This window comes from Devosia sp. LjRoot3 (assembly GCF_964252865.1).
Classification (GTDB): Bacteria; Pseudomonadota; Alphaproteobacteria; order Rhizobiales; family Devosiaceae; genus Devosia.
The window spans coordinates 500,826-517,537 of sequence record NZ_CAXUPK020000004.1 but is presented as its reverse complement, the minus strand read 5'-3'; the positions used below and the strand labels follow the sequence as shown (position 1 = coordinate 517,537).

Sequence of the window (16,712 nt, the reverse complement as noted above, 5' to 3'; positions counted from 1 at the left end):
GCCAAGACAGCTGAACTGGTCAGGCCCGATAGCGGGGATTCCACCCTCCCTATTGGGCCGACCCTAACCTCCCCCAAAATCACTGACAGGCCTTGCGTCTCTCCGGATAGAGCAGGAATACCGTATCATCGGTTTCGCTGAGATCGATGACGTCGACTGCGCTTTCCGCCCATAGGCCCAGCTGCGCATCGACATCGAGCCGGACGCCATCTCCGCGAGCTGTGACGCTGAAAGCGCCGCCATCCCCCTCGACGCCACACCGGCTATCATTGCAGATGGCAACGCCCTCGTAGTCGCGCCCATTGCGCGTCGAGAAACCGAATTTCAATGTCAGCTCGCCCGCCGGGTCCTGCCAATCGTCGTGATGGCTGAGATAGAAAGTCTCGACCATCTGCCGCGGATGATCGCGCAGATGCGCCTCATCGTACTTTCGCGCATAGCAATCGCCGGGATCGCCGAGATAGGGATCGAGGACACTCGCCGCCTGCAAGGGCGCGGCGGACAATAAAGTCAAAACGGCACCAGTCAGAAGCTTCTTCACACGACCCTCCCACAGGCTCTGTGGCGCCAAGGTTGCCCCGCTGGTGGATCTGGTCAAGCCCGGCGTTTGCACTGGCCGAACGCTGCGTTCGCTGGCGGCGATTGCGGAACACGCATCCGTGTCGTTTCCCAGGCTCAAGGCCATGCTAGCCAAGCGCAAAAGCCCGGAGAGAGCCATGACGATCACCCGCCGCCACCTTCTGCGTCTTGCCGGCGCTGCCACCGCCACGGCGGCCCTCACAGGCGCCCTGCGGGCCGAAGGCGGCAGCTTTTCCATCCTTCCCGAATATGACGGGCTTTTTGCTACTTCGACGCCGCTCCACGTGCGCGACGTGACCCTGCGGGTGCGCGATCCCGAACTGATGACGCGCTTCTATTCGGAGATTTTGGGCCTCTCGGTGCTGGAAAGCACGGCGGAGACGACGCGGCTTGGCGTCGACGGCATTACCCTCGTCACCTTCGAGCACCGCCCCGATGCGCCGGTGGAGCCACCCAGCGAAGCAGGCCTCTATCACACCGCCTTCCTGATGCCATCGCGGGCCGAATTGGCGCGTTGGCTGGTGCATACGGCCATGGCGCAATACCAGTTTTCCGGCTTTGCGGATCATCGCGTCAGCGAAGCTGTCTATCTCGATGATCCCGAGGGCAATGGCATTGAGGTCTATGCGGATCGCGCGCCAGAACTCTGGAGCTGGAACGGCGATACGGTCATCATGGGTACCGAGGCTATCGATTTCGACGGCCTCCTCGCCCTGACCGATACCGAGAATGACACCTTTGCCGGTGCCCCGAGCGGCATGCGCATCGGCCATATCCACCTGCGTGCCGGCAATATCGAGGACGCCCGCGCCTTCTATGCGGCCGCGCTCGGGCTCGAGATCACCAGCGGTCGGGCAGATGCGGTGTTTCTGTCTTCCGGGCGCTACCACCACCATGTCGCGCTCAACACCTGGCAGAGCGCCGGGGCGGGCCAGCGCAATCCGGAAGCCACGGGCCTTGCCGGCTTCAATCTCCTCGCCTCCGACCAATCGGTGCTGGAGGCGGCCAAGGCACGCCTGTCGGCCGCTGGTATCGAGATGAACAAAGGGGCCGAAAACCTCTCAGTTTCCGACCCCTGGGGTACTGGCCTTGGCATCGTGCTGGCCGCTTAGCGGCCGGCGATCCCGTCCAGCGTCGCAAAATCCTCGTCGCTGAGGTTTACCGCCGCAGCGGCGACATTGTCTTCGAGATGTTTCACCTTGCCGGTGCCCGGAATGGGCAGCATGACCGGCGAGCGCTTGAGGAGCCAGGCAAGCGCGATCTGGCTGCCCGAGGCATTGTGCTTCTGGAGGATCGCCTTGGCGTCGTCATGGCCTTCGACGAGATCGCCGCCGGCCAGCGGGAACCACGGAATGAAGCCGATGCCGTTCTGCTCGCAATAGTCGAGCACGGCTTCGCTCTTGCGATTGGCAAAATTGTAGAGGTTCTGGACGGTAGCGACCTTGAAGTATTTTTGGGCTTCCTCGATGTCGGCGACGCTGACTTCGGAAAGGCCGACGTGACGAACAAGGCCCTCCTTCTGCATGGCGGCGATGACTTCGAACTGATCGGCGCGCGGCGTCTTGGCGTCGATGCGGTGCAACTGCCAGAGATCGAGGCGTTCGAGCTTCAGGCGGCGAAGGCTGGTCATCACGCCCTGGCGCAGGAATTCGGGACGGCCAACCTGATGCCATTCATCGGGACCGGTGCGAGTGAGGCCGCTCTTGGTGGCGACGATCGTGCCCTGCGAATAGGGCGCCAGGGCCTCGGCGATGAGATCTTCGCTGATATAGGGACCGTAGCTTTCGGCGGTGTCAATGAAATCGACATTGAGTTCCGGCAGCCGCTTCAGCACGCGGATGGCTTCTTCGTGATCTTCCGGCGGCCCCCAGATGCCCTTGCCGGTGATGCGCATAGCACCAAAGCCGAGGCGGTTGACCTTGAGGTCTCCGCCGATAGCAAAGCTGCCCGACAGGCTTGCGTCGAGTTTGGTCATCTCAATCACTCCATAGATGGGTGCAAAAGGCAGCGGCCTGCATACAGGCGACGACCCCACACATAGGATTTTGAATTTCAGCCCTCGAGGATACCGAGCTCTGCCCGCAATTTCTTGGTCAGCCCCTTGGCCACCAGAGCATGCGAGCGCCCGATATAGGCGAGAAGATCACCGGCACTGAGGGGCGAGCCCACAGTCACCGAAACCCATTGGCGCTTGGCGAAATAGGCAGCCTGCTCGACGCCTTCAAGGGCTGTCAGGATATCAAAGCTGTCTTCGCCGCATTTAAACACCAAACGCAGCGGCGCTGCGTCGGAAAGGAGACAAAAAACCTTGCCGCCGACCTTGGCGACACGCGCATCCCACTGATCGACAAGGGTTATGCCCGGAAGGGCGGCCAAAGCCTTGTCGTATTGGGAGCGGTCGTAGAGGTTCAATTATGTTCCTCGGGAACATCGGGCAGCGGCAGGAAATCGACGCCGTCGTCGAGGAGCGCCGCAACTTCGTCGCGCGTCGCTTCGCCATAAATGCCGCGCGCTTCGACTTCCTCGAAATGGATTTTCCGCGCCTCTTCGGCAAAGCGGTCGCCGACATAGTCGGCCTCGGTCGTCACCTTGTTCCGGTATTCGCGCAGCATCTCGCGAAACTTCTTGGCGTCGGGATGGGCGGCGGAGAGGGGCACGCGGTCGTTGTCGGTGCGCGCCACGGCGGGGGCCATCGGTGCCTTTTCGACATGGGCTTCGCCGCAGACGGCGCAGGTGACAATGCCGCGGGCCTGCTGCTCGTCATAGGCGGCAGCGCTTTTGAACCAGGCGTCGTAGCGATGCCCGTTCGAACACTGGAGTGCGTACTGGATCACGTTTTTGTCGTTTCTTGTCCGGCGCTAAGAAGCGCGCCTTTCTCCTAGCATATAGGAGCCGGGCTCATCCGTGCAAACCGGGCTTGGCGAAATCGCGCGCATTGGCCAGCGCCGGAATGCGCTGCCGCGCTTCCACGACCGCCTGCGGATCAATTTCGGCCACCAGCACGCCCGGCTCGTCGTGGTCGAGCTCGGCAATGACCTTGCCCCATGGATCAATGATGAGCGAGTGGCCATAGGTCGACCGCCCATTGGCATGGGTGCCACCCTGTGCTGCGGCGATGACATAGGAGCCGGTTTCGATAGCCCGGGCGCGCAGCAGAACGTGCCAATGCGCCTGGCCCGTCGGCACGGTGAATGCCGCCGGCACGGCGATCAGGTTGGCGCCGGCATTGGCAAGTGTGTTGTAGAGTTTTGGAAAACGCATGTCGTAGCAGATGGAAAAACCCAGGGTGAATGGGCCTAGCGGCGCGGTGACAGCGTCTTCGCCTCCCTTATAGGTCGCGCTTTCGCGATAGGCATTGAGCCCGGCAATGTCGGCATCGAAGAGATGGATCTTGTCATAGGTCGCGATCCTCTCGCCCGTCGGCGCGAACAGCACCGAGCGATTGGCAAAACGCCCGTCTTCGAGCGGGATGGGCAGCGAGCCGATATGGACGTGAATGCCCAGCCGCTTTGCCAGCTCAGCCACCTTGGCAAGCTGAGGGTGCCCTTCGAAAGGGGCGGCCACCGAGCGCAGCTGATCCCGGTTTTCCGGAAAGATCATCGTCACTTCCGGGGTGAGGGCATAATCGACGCCCTGCGCCGCCGCCTCGGTAAGGAGCGGTTCGAGCGCAGCAAGATTGGCTTCCGGATCAAGGCCCGAACGCATCTGGATGGCGGCGATTTTCATTCTTTGGAACCTGGAAGGATTTTACTGAGCCAGCAGGGGATCGAGTCCGCCGGCGCGGTCGAGAGCCGACATGTCGTCATAGCCGCCGACATGGGTTTCGCCGATAAAAATCTGCGGCACGGTGCGGCGGCCATTGGCGCGGTGCGTCATGGCCTCGCGCAGTGCCGGATCGAGCACGGTGATTTCGGTGAAATCGACGCCCTTGTCCTCGAGCAGTGCCTTGGCGGCGTGGCAATAGGGGCAGGTCGGGGTCGTGTAGATTTCAACTATGGCCATGGATCTGGGGCTCCAAAAATCAGGTTCGGTCTTATATGGGCACTTCTTCGCCGCTGACAACGCGGGCGAAGGTCAGAACTTCAACTTCGCTCGCCCCACTGCGCAATAAGACACGCGTGACGGCCTTTGCGGTCGCTCCGGTCGTAAAGACGTCGTCCACCAGCACCACGCGCCGCCCCCGAATGCGTACTAGGGCGTCGGGATGAGCCGAGAATGCGCCCTGCACGTTGCGGGCGCGGCCATCGCCCGAGAGCCCGATTTGCGAACGGGTCTTTTTGTGCCGTCTTACGAGGGACGGATCGACATCGAGACCGAGTTGGCGGCCGAGCGCCTTTGCGAGGAGGTAAGACTGGTTGTAGCGGCGAAAACGCAACCGGCTCGGGTGCAGCGGTACGGGCACGAGCAGCGGCCGCGCGCTCCAGAAGTCGTGGCCGGCGCCCGCCATCAACCGAGCGCAAAACTGGGCCAGTTCGATCCGGTCGCCATATTTGAGCCGTGTCACCAGCGCCTGCGCCACCTCGCCATAGCGCACGGCGGCACGCGCACGGGCAAAGGGCGGCGGATCGGCCAAAGCCTCCGCACTGAGCGCGTCAGGGCCCAGCGGCACCTCGAAGGGCAGGCCGAGCACCGGGCAAAGCGGCGCCGTGATCGGCACAAGCCCGGCAAAGCACTTGGAGCAAAGGCCAACACCCTCGGCGATGGGTGTGCCACAGGCGGCGCAGGCGGGCGGGTAGAGTTGGTCAAGCAGCGCCAGGGCAAGGCGCAGCGGGCCCTGCAGCAGAAGGCCCCCAAAACCCCCGCCTTTGACTTCGCGCGCCCCGCTCTCCATAAGGACCATAGTGCTTCAAGGCCGCTGCATCGGCCAGTTCTTTTGAGAAGTTTCGGTTTTGTCCCAGCCGCCCCGCCTGTTTGATCCCACCCAGCTCGCCAGCAATCTGAGGCGACGCCCATCGCGCGAGAATTTCGTGCGCGATCTGGTGTTTGACGATCTCGCAGACAGGCTTGGCGCACACATGCGCAATTTCGCCGACGCAGTGCTGATTGCCCCCGATGTCGACCTGTTGCCCCAAGAGGTTGCCACCGCATCGGGCACGGTCAGCTTCCACAAGGTGGAAGCCTTTGCCGGCGACGACGACTTTCCGGACCTGCCTGACGGCGATTTCGATCTCATCGTCTCCCTGCTCCATCTCCAGGCCGTGAATGACGTGCCCGGCCATATGGCCCGCCTGCGCGCCCGGCTGCGACCCGATGGCCTGTTGCTGGTCGCGATGATCGGCGGCGAAAGCCTTTCGGAACTGCGGGAGGCCTTTTTGGCCGCCGATCTTGCCGTTGCCGGCGGCGCCTCCGCTCGCGTCGCACCCATGGCGCAGGTACGCGATGCGGGAGCCCTGCTGCAGCGCGCCGGCTTTGCCCTGCCGGTGGCCGATGTCGAAACCCATCGCGTCCGCTATGCCAATGCCTTTGCGCTGATGGCGGAGTTGAAAGCCCTCGGAGCGGCCAATCCCCTGACCGACCGGCCCCGGCGCTTTGCGACCAAGAACCTGCTCACGCAGGCGGCGGCGGCCTACCAGGAAGCCTCTGCCGATGACGATGGTCGCGTGCGGGCGACGCTGGAAGTGATCTGGCTCGCCGGCTGGGTGCCGCATGAGAGTCAACAGAAACCATTGCGACCGGGCAGCGCCAAGGTCAGCCTCGGCGATGTTCTGAAGAAGGGCTAAGTATGCTCGATCTTGCCGGCCATATCGCCATTATTTCGGGATCGCCCGGCTCGGGCAAAACCACTGTCGCCGACGCCCTGGCGCATCTGCCGGGCGTGCCAAAAGTGCATGTCCACTCAGACGATTTTTGGGGCAATATCAAGCACGGCCATATCCCGCCGTGGTTGCCCGAATCGGACGATCAGAACCGCATGGTCATGCAGATCGCCGCCGATGTCTCCGGCAGCTATGCGCGCCACGGCTATCTTGTTGCGCTTGATGGCGTTGTGCGCCCCTGGTGGCTGCCGGCCTTCGAGGCGCTCGGCCTGCCGCTCCACTACCTGGTCCTGCGTCCGCCGGTCGAAGAAGCCATTGCCCGCTGTACGGCGCGGGGTGGTGATAGCCTCACCGACCCCGCCGTAGTTACCGATCTCCACGGCCAGTTCGCCGATCTCGGCGCCTATGCCGACCATGTGCTCGACACCTCCGGGCTCGACCGCGCCGAGACCCTCCACGCTGTCATTGCCGCGCTCGAAAGCGGAGCCTATCGTCTCAACTGAAAGGGAGGGACGAAAATGAAAGAATGCAAAGTTATCCGGGGCAGCCTGAGCTTTCACGGCAAGCAGGGCATGGACTATTTTTCCGGCATTTCGGCCGAGAGCGCCGGCTCGACCGGCATTTGCCTGCACATGCTGGTGCTGCCGCCCGGCGGCAAGGCCAAGCCGCATTTTCACGAGAACCACGAAACGGCGATCTACCAGCTCGAAGGCTCGACCTCGTTCTATCACGGGCCCAATCTCGAATTTCTGGATGAGGTCCACCAGGGCGACTATGTCTATATCCCGGCCGGCGTACCGCATCAGCCGTTCAACCCGACGGACAGTATCGCCCGCGCCCTGATCGCACGCACCGATCCCAATGAGCAGGAAAGCGTTGTGCTGCTGCCCGAAAGCGTCAGCCGGCTTTGAGGTGATGTCTGCGCCCGCGTACCGGCAGAACCGGCGCAGCATGGGCCGCTTACGGAAAATTATCCAAGATTGGGTATTGGGAAAACCAAGGCCCGAAGGGCTTTTGGGGGGAGATGTGTTTCACTCGGGTCCGCAGGAGCGGACACAGGAGCCCTATGTCCCTCAAGCATATGCCCATTCTCCAGAAATTCCTGCTCACCATCGTGGTCATGGCCGCTGCTGCCGTGATTCTCGGCACGGTGAGCTGGCGCGAGATCACCAGTCTCAAGGACACCATGCTGACCGTCGGCGCCAAGGAAGAGGCGGCGCGCGAGGCCATGGACCTGCGCATGGACATCATCGCCATTTCGCGCATGACCTATCAGTTGGCCATGGCGCCGGAACGCTCGGCAGACTTTGTCGCTGAAGCTGCCCGCCGCAGCGAAGAAATGCTCGGCCGCTTCCCCAAGATTGAAGCCGCGGCCGACGCCGAAGAGCGCCGCCTGCTCGAAGAAATCAAACCGGTCATGACTGAATATTTTGGCAAGATCGATGCCATGCTGGCAGTGACCCCGAGCGGCGATATCATCCGCATTCGTGCAGCGCTCGATGAAGCGCTGGCAGCCCAGAAGGTCGTGACCGACACCGTAAAACTCTACAGCACCTATTCGGGTGAACTGATGGGGTCCATGCGCGCCGAGGCGGAAGCCCGCGCCAACACCGCGCTCGTCGTCGTCGTGGCGACCGCTGCGGCGGGCATTCTGCTTGGCCTCGTCCTCTCCATCCTGATCGGCCGTCGCGCCATCGTTGCGCCAGTCCGCGCCCTCACTGACAAGATGGCCCTCCTCGCTGACGGCCAGCTCGACATCAGCATCGAGGAAGCCGGCCGCCGCGACGAAATCGGCAATATGGGTCGCGCCGTCGAAATCTTCCGCGAAAATGCCCGCCAGATCGCTGCGCTCAGCGCCGAGGAAACCGAGCGCGCCCGCGCCCTCGTCACCCGCGCCGAAGTCATGGATCGCATGGCGACCGAAGTGCACACGGTGGTGGAAGCCGCCAGCCGCGGCGACTTCACCTACCGCGTCTCCGGCAATTTCGGCGACGAAGGCCTCAATGCCATCGCATCGAGCCTCAATGGCCTCGTGGAAACCGTCGATCGCGGCCTCAATGAGAGTGGCGAAGTGCTGTCGGCTCTCGCCGATGCAAACCTCAACAAGCGCGTTGAGGGCCACTATCAAGGCGCCTTCGCCCGCCTCAAGACCAATACCAATGCCGTGGGTGATCGCCTGACCGAAATCGTCGGCCGCCTGCGCAACACCTCGCGGGCTCTGAAAACCGCGACGGGCGAAATCCTCTCCGGCACCAATGATCTTGCCGAGCGCACCACCCGCCAGGCCGCGACGATCGAAGAGACATCGGCTGCCATGGAGCAGCTTGCCTCGACGGTGCAGCAGAATGCCGAACGCGCCCATGAGGCCAGCAAGGCTTCCGGCGCCCTGACCACTGCCGCCGAAGAGGGTGGCGCGGTGATGAGCGACACCACGGCTGCGATGGAACGCATCTCGGCCTCTTCGGCCAGCATTTCCAACATCATTGGGCTGATTGACGATATCGCCTTCCAGACCAACCTTCTCGCGCTCAACGCCTCGGTGGAGGCCGCACGTGCCGGGGAAGCCGGCAAGGGTTTTGCCGTGGTCGCCGTCGAGGTCCGCCGCCTCGCCCAGTCGACCGCCGAAGCCTCGCGTGACGTCAAACAACTGGTCGAGCAGAGCGGCCGGGAAGTCGCCAGCGGTTCGCAGCTCGTCATCGAAGCGGCCAAGAAGCTCAACATGATGCTCGACATGGCCCGCTCCAGCAATTCGCTGATGGACGGCATTGCCCGCGACAGCCGCGAACAGGCTTCCGCCATCGACGAAGTCGCTGTCGCCGTGCGGCAGATGGACGAGATGACCCAACATAATGCTGCATTGGTGGAAGAGACCAATGCGGCCATCGAGCAGACCGAAGGCCAGGCCAGCGAACTCGACAGCGTGGTTGAGATTTTCAGGCTCGATGGAGGGTCTGTGGCAAAGCCGGCTGCGCGTGCCAAGCCGGTCGCCGCCAAGCCGATCGCAACCCGCTACCTATCGCAGGGCAATGCGGCGATTTCGGAAGATTGGAGCGAGTTTTAGGACCCCCAAAGGCCCCCTCACCCGCCGGCTATGCCGTCGACCTCTCCCCCCAGGGAGAGGTGGGAGCGTGCCAATGTCGCGGAGCGACACCTCTCCCTTTGGGGGAGAGGTCGGCCCGCAGGGCCGGGTGAGGGGGCCTTCCACAAACCGCACCCCAAAAACAAAAAAGGCCGGCATTGCTGCCGGCCTTTTGCATTCACGCTGGAAAAAACCGCTTACGCAGCTTCCTCGTCGCTTTCCGATTCAGCGGCATCCGCCTTGGTGCGCTTCGGGCTCTTGGCGAGCTGCTTTTCGATCAGCTGCACTGCCTCGGTCAGCGTCAGCTTGTTGACGGCGCTGATTTCGCGGCTCATGCGGTCCATGGCCTGCTCGAAGAGCTGGCGTTCGGAATAGGACTGCTCGGGCTGATCGTCGGAGCGGTAGAGATCGCGCACGACTTCGGAAATGGCGATCAGGTCGCCCGAGTTGATCTTTGCTTCATATTCCTGGGCGCGGCGCGACCACATGGTGCGCTTGACGCGAGCACGGCCCGTAACGGTTTCGAGGGCCTTCTTGACTTCGTCTTCTTCGGCCAGCTTGCGCATGCCGACGGACTTGATCTTGGCAACGGGAACGCGAAGGGTCAGCTTGTCTTGCTCGAAGCTGATCACGAACAGTTCGAGAGTGAGGCCTGCGACCTCCTGCTCTTCGATGTTGACGATCAGACCGACGCCATGGGCCGGATAGACGACGTACTCACCCGTCTTGAAACCGAGCCGCTGCTGAGACTTCTTGGCTACCATATGCTGGAACTCCTTGTTGACGCCCCAGAATGGCCAGTTCCTTGCGGGAAGGACTGTCCATCCAAACTACTTCGCCCGCTTCAACGGGCCCTTTTACAGTACGAACACCCACGGTCTTCGGTTCCGCTTTGTTCCGAAGCGCCATGCAACAGGGAATGTTGTGTCAAAAAAATCGTGCCTTGCGGCACGGTCTGGGTGAAGGGCTGAACTGCATTTACAAAGACCATAGCACAAAAATTCAGCAAAATCAAAAGGAACGAATCGCCTCCGCGACTCGTCCCTTCCACGTCCTCGTCTGCCCGTGACAGAGCGATGACAAATCCTTGCTAATGCTTAACTTCTCGGCACCAGTAGAAGCGCCGGAGCCATCAGTCACCTTCGCCGGGCTCTTCGGAGAAGTACTTTTCGAGCTTGCCGGTCTCGCCATCACGCTCTTTTGCCTCAGGCAGGGCATCGCGGCGCTCGGTCAGATTGGGCCATGCGGCAGCATATTTGCGGTTGAGTTCGAGCCAGTTGTCGAGACCGCTCTCGGTGTCGGGCCGGATGGCCTCGGCCGGACATTCCGGCTCGCAGACGCCGCAATCGATGCATTCATCGGGATGAATGACCAACATGTTCTCGCCTTCGTAGAAACAGTCCACCGGACAGACTTCCACGCAGTCCGTATATTTGCAGGCGATGCAATTATCAGTGACGATATAGGTCATAGAGAGGGCAGTCCTTGGCGTGCGCCGCGGCTTGGGGGCTGGCGCGGCGGCAGTCTCAACGCGTTTGGTGCTAAACTCTTTTCAGTTTTCGGGCAAGGCGGTAGCGCGGGACGGATTGGCGCAGAATCAGGCTGTGCTGAAATTGTGTGCCTGCCGAACGGCACAACGGTTTCGGAACAAGGGCCGACGCCCTAGTCGTCCTCGCCCCTCAGCGCATCTGTTTCCCGCCGCTCCTTCTTCGTCGGCCTGCCGGCGCCGGCAGAGCGCTCGGCAATGGCCGCCTCATAGGGCGAACGCGCGGCCTTGGGCAGAGCAGGCGGCGAAATGTCTTCGTAAAGCCCCTGAGCTTCGCTGGCGGGCCCGCGCCGCGTCCCAGCATCAAGGATGCGCCAGACCAGGATCCGGCCATGCAGCGACATGGTCAGCACGTCGCCCGCGCCCACCTTGTGGTCTGTACGGTCCGTCCGTTCGGAATTGACCCTGATGGCACCGGTTTCGATGAGTTTTTGCGCCAGGGTGCGCGATTTGACGGCGCGCGAGAAGAACAGGAACCGGTCGAGCCGCTCTTTGCGAAGCGTTTCGCCCGGCCCTGTCAAATCCTACTCCGTCTTGCCGCGCAGGGCGGCAAGGGCAGCGAAGGGGCTATCGGGATCGAAGGCCACCTTGCGTTCTTCACGCGGCGGACGGCGATCGCCACGGTCCGGACGCTCGTTCTTGTGGTCCGGACGCGGACGGTCCTCATTGCGCGGCCGCGTATTGGCCGGCCGGCCATTGCCAGCGGGACGCGCGGCGGCGGCTTCACCTTCGGGACGGCGTGGTCCCTTGGGACGCGAGCGATCCGGACGGGCACGGCCTTCGGTCTTGGCTTCGCCACCCTCGGCATTGTCGCGACGGCGATTTTCCGAACGGCGGTTTCCGTGGTGATTGTTCTCGTTGTGGCGACGACCACCCGGGAACCAGATTTCGTCGAATTCCGGCTCGGCTGGCGCTGCAGGCTCGGCAGCCTTGGCCTCATCGACAACACCCTCGGCGGCAACCGGGGCTTCCGTTACGACGGCCGCTTCGGCAACGGCGTCGATGGCCGGTGCGTCTTCGGCCGGAGCATCGACCTCTGCAGGACTGTCAGCCAGGACCGTATCGAGTGCCGGCGCTTCCGCGCTGGCTTCCGCGGCGGGGGCCGCCACCTTGGGCGTGCGACGCACGCGATAGCCAAGGGAGGAAAGAATCGAGGCGAAATCTTCGCCCGAGCAACCAAGCAGACTCGTCATTTCCACGGTAACGCGGAAGCCATTGCCCTCGGCGGCACCGGCCGGCGGCTCACCCTGGAAACGGGTGGGGTCGATGGCGATCAGCGGGCGGATAATGTCGGCGAGGCGTTCCAAAATATCGACGCGGACGGCACGCTTGCCGGCGACCTTGAAGCCGGCGATCTCATAAAGACGCGGATCGACTTCCGGATCGACGAGGAACGAGGTGCGGCCCGAGAGCACGATATGCGGAATATCGGTCACGCCCGGCTGGCGAATGCCGCCATTGCGGAGCGCAAACAGAATAAGCGCCAGTTCGCGCGGCGCGGGCTTCAGGGAAAGCGGCAGATAGATGTGATAGGCGCCGAACTTGATGCCCAGCTTGCGCATCTTGCCGCGCACGTCCTGGTCGAGGTTCTTGACCTCGTCCGAAACCTGGCCGCGTGGCAGAAGGCCCAGATGTTCAAACAGCTGGAAGGCGATGCCGCGAGCGGGCCCCTCGACATCAGCCGGGGCTTCGAGCGCCATGACCTGTTCGAGCGTCGTATTGATGTGGTGGCGCAGCCAGAGCGCCAGACGATCCTGCACGCGTTCGAGATCGACGCCGGTCAGCGATTCGTCGGCGAGGATGATGATGCGCGGCCGATAGAGGCTGTCGCCTTCGGCAAGTTCGGCAACCACATCGCCGCGCCAACGCAGACGACCATCGGTTGCGAGAACAAATTCCTCATTGGGCGCGCCGGCAAGGCGATCGGCGCGATTGCGGATCTCCGGCGCCACGACCTGGTCCGCTGCAGTGCGGGTGCCCTTGGCGTCTAGCTCTCCATCGGAGCGCGCCAGGGTGAAGCGGAAGCCTTCGAGCGTGCCGAGAAGGTGGCCTTCCAGCCTTACTTCGCCGCGCTCATTGATCTCGGGAGATACCATACGTTTGTCTTTCAGGTGGCGGAGCAGCACGCTGGTGCGCCGGTCGACGAATCTCTGGGTGAGACGCTCATGGAGGGCATCACTCAGGCGATCTTCAATCTCACGGGTCTTTTCGCGCCAATAGTGTGGGTCTGCAAGCCAGTTTTTGCGGTTGGCGACGAAGGTCCAGGTCCGGATCTGACGGATCCGGTGACTGAGCGTTTCAATGTCACCTTCGGCATTGTCGCAAAAGCGAACCTGCTCGGCAATCCAATCAGCGTTGACCGATACATTTTGCCTCAAATCCGAAAAGATCCGGGTGACGATCTCGCCATGCGCCGCCGGCGATATCCCCTGGTAGTCGGGAATCTGGCAGCATTCCCAGAGCAGTTTGACCGCTTCGTGGCCGCGCGCCATGCCCGCCGCCTCATTTCGCGATAAAAATTCGAGCGCCAATTGGTCGGTCGCAATGGGCACCCGGGTCAAAGTCCTGTCTTCGGGCGACTTTTCAAGGCTCGAGCGCAGCCGGTCGATGGACGAAAAATCCAGCACGGAATTGCGCCACTGCAACACTTTGACCGGCTCGAAATCGTGCGTTTCGAGCTGCACAACGAGTTCTTCGTCAAAGCCCTCTGTGCCGCCGGTGACCCCAAAGCTGCCATTACGCTTGTGCCGCCCGGCGCGTCCGGCGATCTGGCCGATCTCGGCGGGGGTCAGTGGCCGGCTCTGGTGACCATCAAATTTGGTGTCGTCGGCAAAGGCGACGTGATGAATATCGAGATTGAGCCCCATGCCGATGGCATCGGTGGCAACGAGAAAATCGACATCGCCATTCTGGTAGAGTTCGACCTGCGCATTGCGGGTGCGGGGCGAAAGCGCGCCCATGACCACGGCCGCCCCGCCGCGCTCGCGCCGGATCAGTTCGGCAATGGCGTAAACCTGCCGGGCCGAGAAGGCGACGATGGCACTGCGACTCGGCTGCCGCGAAATCTTCTTCGAGCCGGCATAGGTGAGCTGGGAAAAGCGCGGCCGCTCGATGATCTCGGCATGGGGCAAAAGTTTGCGGATGACATTGGCCATCGTGCCCGAGCCGAGCAGCAGGGTTTCGTGAAAACCGCGGGCTTTCAGAATGCGATCAGTAAACACATGCCCGCGGTCGAAATCGGTCGCGGTCTGGATCTCGTCGACCGCCACGCAATCGACATGGATATCCATGGGCATGGCTTCCACCGTCGCCACCCAATAACGCGGCTTTGGCGGCACGATGCGCTCTTCGCCCGTCACCAGCGCCACGGCCTGCTCGCCGACGCGCTCGACGACGCGCGCATAGACTTCGCGCGCCAAAAGCCGAAGCGGCAGGCCAATCATCCCCGTAGGATGGGCCAGCATGCGCTCGATGGCGTAATGGGTCTTGCCGGTATTGGTCGGCCCCAAAATGGCCTTGACCGACTGGGAGGAGAAAGAAGTCATCGCCCCTCTATTTAGGGTGCCGAGCCTGCCATGGCGAGGGGCGAGAACATTTGTCCCATGAAAGCACGCCTTTTTGTGACACTGCCCGCTCCTCTTAAGATTTGGAACGGAAAAAGAACGAACAGGGACAGAATCGGTTGCGACTCATGAATCCCGGTTTGTTCTCATCCACATGTCGTGGGTGCGAGCTCGCTCAACACACAAGACGACTGAAGGCTTTGCGAGACCGGCCAGTTTTGGTCTGTTCTCCCGTTCACATTGCTTACCAAGCCGCTAATTTCTTGAAGAATCAGCTCTTTTTGAAGGAGTGCCTAACGCGGAGTGGCGCAAGATTTCCGCCGCATTAATTTCTTGCTGCCCGGTTTGGCGGGGTTTGGCGATGCAAAATTATCAATTCTCTCGTTGACGTGCCGGACTGGTACGAAGGCTCGGCGAAAAAACTGCGATTTTGCTGAGACAGACAGCCCAGCACCAGAGAATACCGCTTTGAAACAGTTTTGGTGACCTGGGGACCGCCGGATTAACCTCTGGCCCAAAACCGGAACGAACAGGGTGGGAATCACGACCGCCCCCTAAATCCTGCTTTGTTCTCCACGATAGATAGGCATCCCGACCCCACGCCCGCACTAGGCGGTCGCGGATCGTCCCAAATCGGCTGAAAACGCATTCACAAGCATAAACAAGGGCTTAAAAACCACGTCCAACGCGGCTTTCCTGCCGACCTGTTACCGAAACAAAAAAGGACGCCGCAGCGCCCTTAATTTCGAAATCCCGGAAATCCGGGACATAAAAATGCAAAGTTGAGAAAAAAGCCTTTGACCGTATCGGCTTGGGACAGCGGGTCAGAACTCGGCTTTGGTCAGCACCATGGAGAGATCGCCCATGGAAGTGCCAAGAAGCACGCGATAGGGAATGAAGTAGCCACTGTCGCCCAGCGGCATATACCAGACGAGGATGCGGCTCTCGTCGGCGAGGTAATTGGTGATCTCGTTGTTTTCGTAGTGACCGGAAATCGGCTCGTAAGCAATCGAGCAGAGAACAACCGGCCCCTGATAGCCGGTGCGCGGCGAGGTGGCGTTGTCGTCGCTGACAAAGCTCATATCGAGGTTGAAGCGCTCGACGCCGGTGAAGATGCGCATGCGGCGATCGCACAGGCCCTTGTCGAGCGCATTGCCCTTGAGGACGAATGCCGAGACGAAGTCGCCCACCCCTGCGAGATGGCTGCGCTCGATCGGTATGCGGTCGTAATCGCTGACCGGCGGCTCGACCTTGAAGGATGAGACATTCTGGCCGGCATAGCCGACGTCGACGGTAAAACGCTCGCCATTGGCCCTGGTTTCGAGCGCAAAGCTTTCCGAACGGAGCGTCCCGCCTGATGATCTGCCCTTGGCGGTGACATTGGCCGTGCCGCTGGCCACCACCGCTCCCAGCCCGGCCACATTGGCCTTGACGCCCAGCGTATAGGAACTGCCGTCGTCATCGAGGTCGATATGCATCATGGCGACATTGATGCCGCCGAGTGTGAGCACATAGCTGGCTGTCGCATCGACCGGCGCGGCTTGCGCCTGGGAGAGGCCAAGAAGAAGGGCGGAGGCAGCAAGGCTGGTTCGGATCAAGATAGTGTCTCGTCTCGTGCGGCATAGGCCCCAAAGGGGCGCGCTCGCGAATCACCGATAAAGGTTCAAGGTGCCGCCCTCTTATGGTACTGGCAAGGCACTCGCGGGTGTTTGAGGCCCGCGCAGCTTGACGGATGGGGCCGTTTTCTCTAAGACGCCCGCAGATTTCATCACAATCGAGGCCCGTAGCGGGATTTCCCGCCACGCAGGACCTTTACACAAATAGGATATCTACTATGGCACGTCGCTGCGAACTGACCGGTAAGGGCGTTTTGGTGGGCAACACCGTTTCGCACGCTCTCAACCGTCACCGTCGTCGTTTTCTCCCGAACCTGATCAACGTTACCCTGATCTCCGACGCTCTGCAGCGTCCGATCAAGCTGCGCATTTCTGCTGCAGCTCTGCGTTCGGTCGAGCACCGCGGCGGCCTCGATGCCTTCCTGATCAAGCAGGATGATGCCGACCTGTCCCCAGTCGCCCTGGGCATCAAGAAGGAAGTGCGCGCCGCCCTCGCCGGCTAATCGCGCTTCTGCTAGAATTTGAGCCGCGCGTGCCCATGGCCGCGCGGCTTTTGCTTTTTATGTAAGTCTC

The 16,712-nt window shown here is 61.9% G+C and carries 18 protein-coding genes; 6 read left to right on the top strand and 12 right to left on the bottom strand.

What is annotated here, in order from left to right; all coding sequences use genetic code 11:
* Positions 1-79: 79 nt before the first annotated feature.
* The gene (locus tag ACSQ2A_RS17190; protein WP_436073208.1) at positions 80-541 is read right to left on the bottom strand and encodes a hypothetical protein; all 462 of its coding nucleotides are present in this window, start codon (positions 539-541) and stop codon (positions 80-82) included.
* A 175-nt stretch (positions 542-716) separates the two neighbouring features.
* Between ACSQ2A_RS17190 and ACSQ2A_RS17185 the strand changes: the two genes are divergently transcribed.
* The gene (locus ACSQ2A_RS17185; protein WP_436073207.1) at positions 717-1,691 is read left to right on the top strand and encodes a VOC family protein; all 975 of its coding nucleotides are present in this window, start codon (positions 717-719) and stop codon (positions 1,689-1,691) included.
* Here ACSQ2A_RS17185 and ACSQ2A_RS17180 read toward each other — a convergent pair.
* The 6 genes from ACSQ2A_RS17180 to ACSQ2A_RS17155 all read right to left on the bottom strand — a co-directional run bounded on the left by ACSQ2A_RS17180 (position 1,688) and on the right by ACSQ2A_RS17155 (position 5,419).
* The gene (locus ACSQ2A_RS17180; protein ID WP_436073206.1) at positions 1,688-2,554 is read right to left on the bottom strand and encodes an aldo/keto reductase; all 867 of its coding nucleotides are present in this window, start codon (positions 2,552-2,554) and stop codon (positions 1,688-1,690) included. The genes ACSQ2A_RS17185 and ACSQ2A_RS17180 overlap by 4 nt on opposite strands.
* Before the next feature lie 77 nt (positions 2,555-2,631).
* The gene (locus ACSQ2A_RS17175) at positions 2,632-2,991 is read right to left on the bottom strand and encodes an MmcQ/YjbR family DNA-binding protein (protein WP_436073205.1); all 360 of its coding nucleotides are present in this window, start codon (positions 2,989-2,991) and stop codon (positions 2,632-2,634) included.
* The gene (locus tag ACSQ2A_RS17170) at positions 2,988-3,413 is read right to left on the bottom strand and encodes a DUF1178 family protein (protein WP_436073204.1); all 426 of its coding nucleotides are present in this window, start codon (positions 3,411-3,413) and stop codon (positions 2,988-2,990) included. Before ACSQ2A_RS17170 ends, ACSQ2A_RS17175 begins: the two co-directional genes overlap by 4 nt.
* A gap of 64 nt (positions 3,414-3,477) precedes the next feature.
* Entirely contained in the window at positions 3,478-4,305 is an 828-nt protein-coding gene (locus ACSQ2A_RS17165; RefSeq protein WP_436073203.1) for a carbon-nitrogen hydrolase family protein, read from the bottom strand.
* Positions 4,306-4,326: 21 nt separating this feature from the next.
* Positions 4,327-4,581 (bottom strand): glutaredoxin 3, encoded by a 255-nt coding sequence (gene grxC, locus ACSQ2A_RS17160; protein ID WP_295412651.1) that lies wholly within the window; start codon positions 4,579-4,581, stop codon positions 4,327-4,329.
* A gap of 31 nt (positions 4,582-4,612) precedes the next feature.
* Positions 4,613-5,419 carry a ComF family protein gene (locus tag ACSQ2A_RS17155; protein WP_436073202.1) on the bottom strand — a complete coding sequence of 269 codons (807 nt, stop codon included), beginning with the start codon at positions 5,417-5,419 and terminating at the stop codon, positions 4,613-4,615.
* Positions 5,420-5,468: 49 nt separating this feature from the next.
* On the opposite strand from ACSQ2A_RS17155, the gene ACSQ2A_RS17150 reads away from it, so the two are divergent.
* From ACSQ2A_RS17150 to ACSQ2A_RS17135, 4 genes are all read left to right on the top strand, one after another.
* Entirely contained in the window at positions 5,469-6,299 is an 831-nt protein-coding gene (locus tag ACSQ2A_RS17150) for a methyltransferase domain-containing protein (RefSeq protein WP_436073201.1), read from the top strand.
* Between the two features lie 2 nt (positions 6,300-6,301).
* Complete coding sequence (locus ACSQ2A_RS17145) at positions 6,302-6,838, top strand: AAA family ATPase (RefSeq protein WP_436073200.1); 537 nt, start codon at positions 6,302-6,304, stop codon at positions 6,836-6,838.
* Positions 6,839-6,853: 15 nt separating this feature from the next.
* Positions 6,854-7,246, top strand: coding sequence for a cupin domain-containing protein (locus tag ACSQ2A_RS17140; RefSeq protein WP_436073199.1), 393 nt, complete (start codon positions 6,854-6,856; stop codon positions 7,244-7,246).
* 155 nt (positions 7,247-7,401) lie between these two features.
* Entirely contained in the window at positions 7,402-9,396 is a 1,995-nt protein-coding gene (locus ACSQ2A_RS17135) for a methyl-accepting chemotaxis protein (RefSeq protein WP_436073198.1), read from the top strand.
* A 215-nt stretch (positions 9,397-9,611) separates the two neighbouring features.
* On the opposite strand, the gene ACSQ2A_RS17130 is transcribed toward ACSQ2A_RS17135, so the two are convergent.
* The 5 genes from ACSQ2A_RS17130 to ACSQ2A_RS17110 form a co-directional block, all read right to left on the bottom strand.
* Positions 9,612-10,178: a CarD family transcriptional regulator gene (locus ACSQ2A_RS17130; protein ID WP_035085351.1), complete on the bottom strand. Its 567-nt coding sequence runs from the start codon at positions 10,176-10,178 to the stop codon at positions 9,612-9,614.
* A 368-nt stretch (positions 10,179-10,546) separates the two neighbouring features.
* Positions 10,547-10,885, bottom strand: coding sequence for a ferredoxin FdxA (gene fdxA / locus ACSQ2A_RS17125; protein WP_295412660.1), 339 nt, complete (start codon positions 10,883-10,885; stop codon positions 10,547-10,549).
* Positions 10,886-11,076: 191 nt separating this feature from the next.
* The gene (locus tag ACSQ2A_RS17120; RefSeq protein WP_436073197.1) at positions 11,077-11,481 is read right to left on the bottom strand and encodes an RNA-binding S4 domain-containing protein; all 405 of its coding nucleotides are present in this window, start codon (positions 11,479-11,481) and stop codon (positions 11,077-11,079) included.
* A 3-nt stretch (positions 11,482-11,484) separates the two neighbouring features.
* On the bottom strand, positions 11,485-14,505 hold the full coding sequence (locus tag ACSQ2A_RS17115) for a helicase-related protein (RefSeq protein WP_436073196.1): 3,021 nt from the start codon (positions 14,503-14,505) through the stop codon (positions 11,485-11,487).
* An 842-nt stretch (positions 14,506-15,347) separates the two neighbouring features.
* Positions 15,348-16,121: a DUF3108 domain-containing protein gene (locus ACSQ2A_RS17110; RefSeq protein ID WP_436073195.1), complete on the bottom strand. Its 774-nt coding sequence runs from the start codon at positions 16,119-16,121 to the stop codon at positions 15,348-15,350.
* A gap of 236 nt (positions 16,122-16,357) precedes the next feature.
* Between ACSQ2A_RS17110 and rpmB the strand changes: the two genes are divergently transcribed.
* Complete coding sequence (rpmB, locus tag ACSQ2A_RS17105; RefSeq protein WP_291421575.1) at positions 16,358-16,642, top strand: 50S ribosomal protein L28; 285 nt, start codon at positions 16,358-16,360, stop codon at positions 16,640-16,642.
* Positions 16,643-16,712 lie beyond the last annotated feature (70 nt).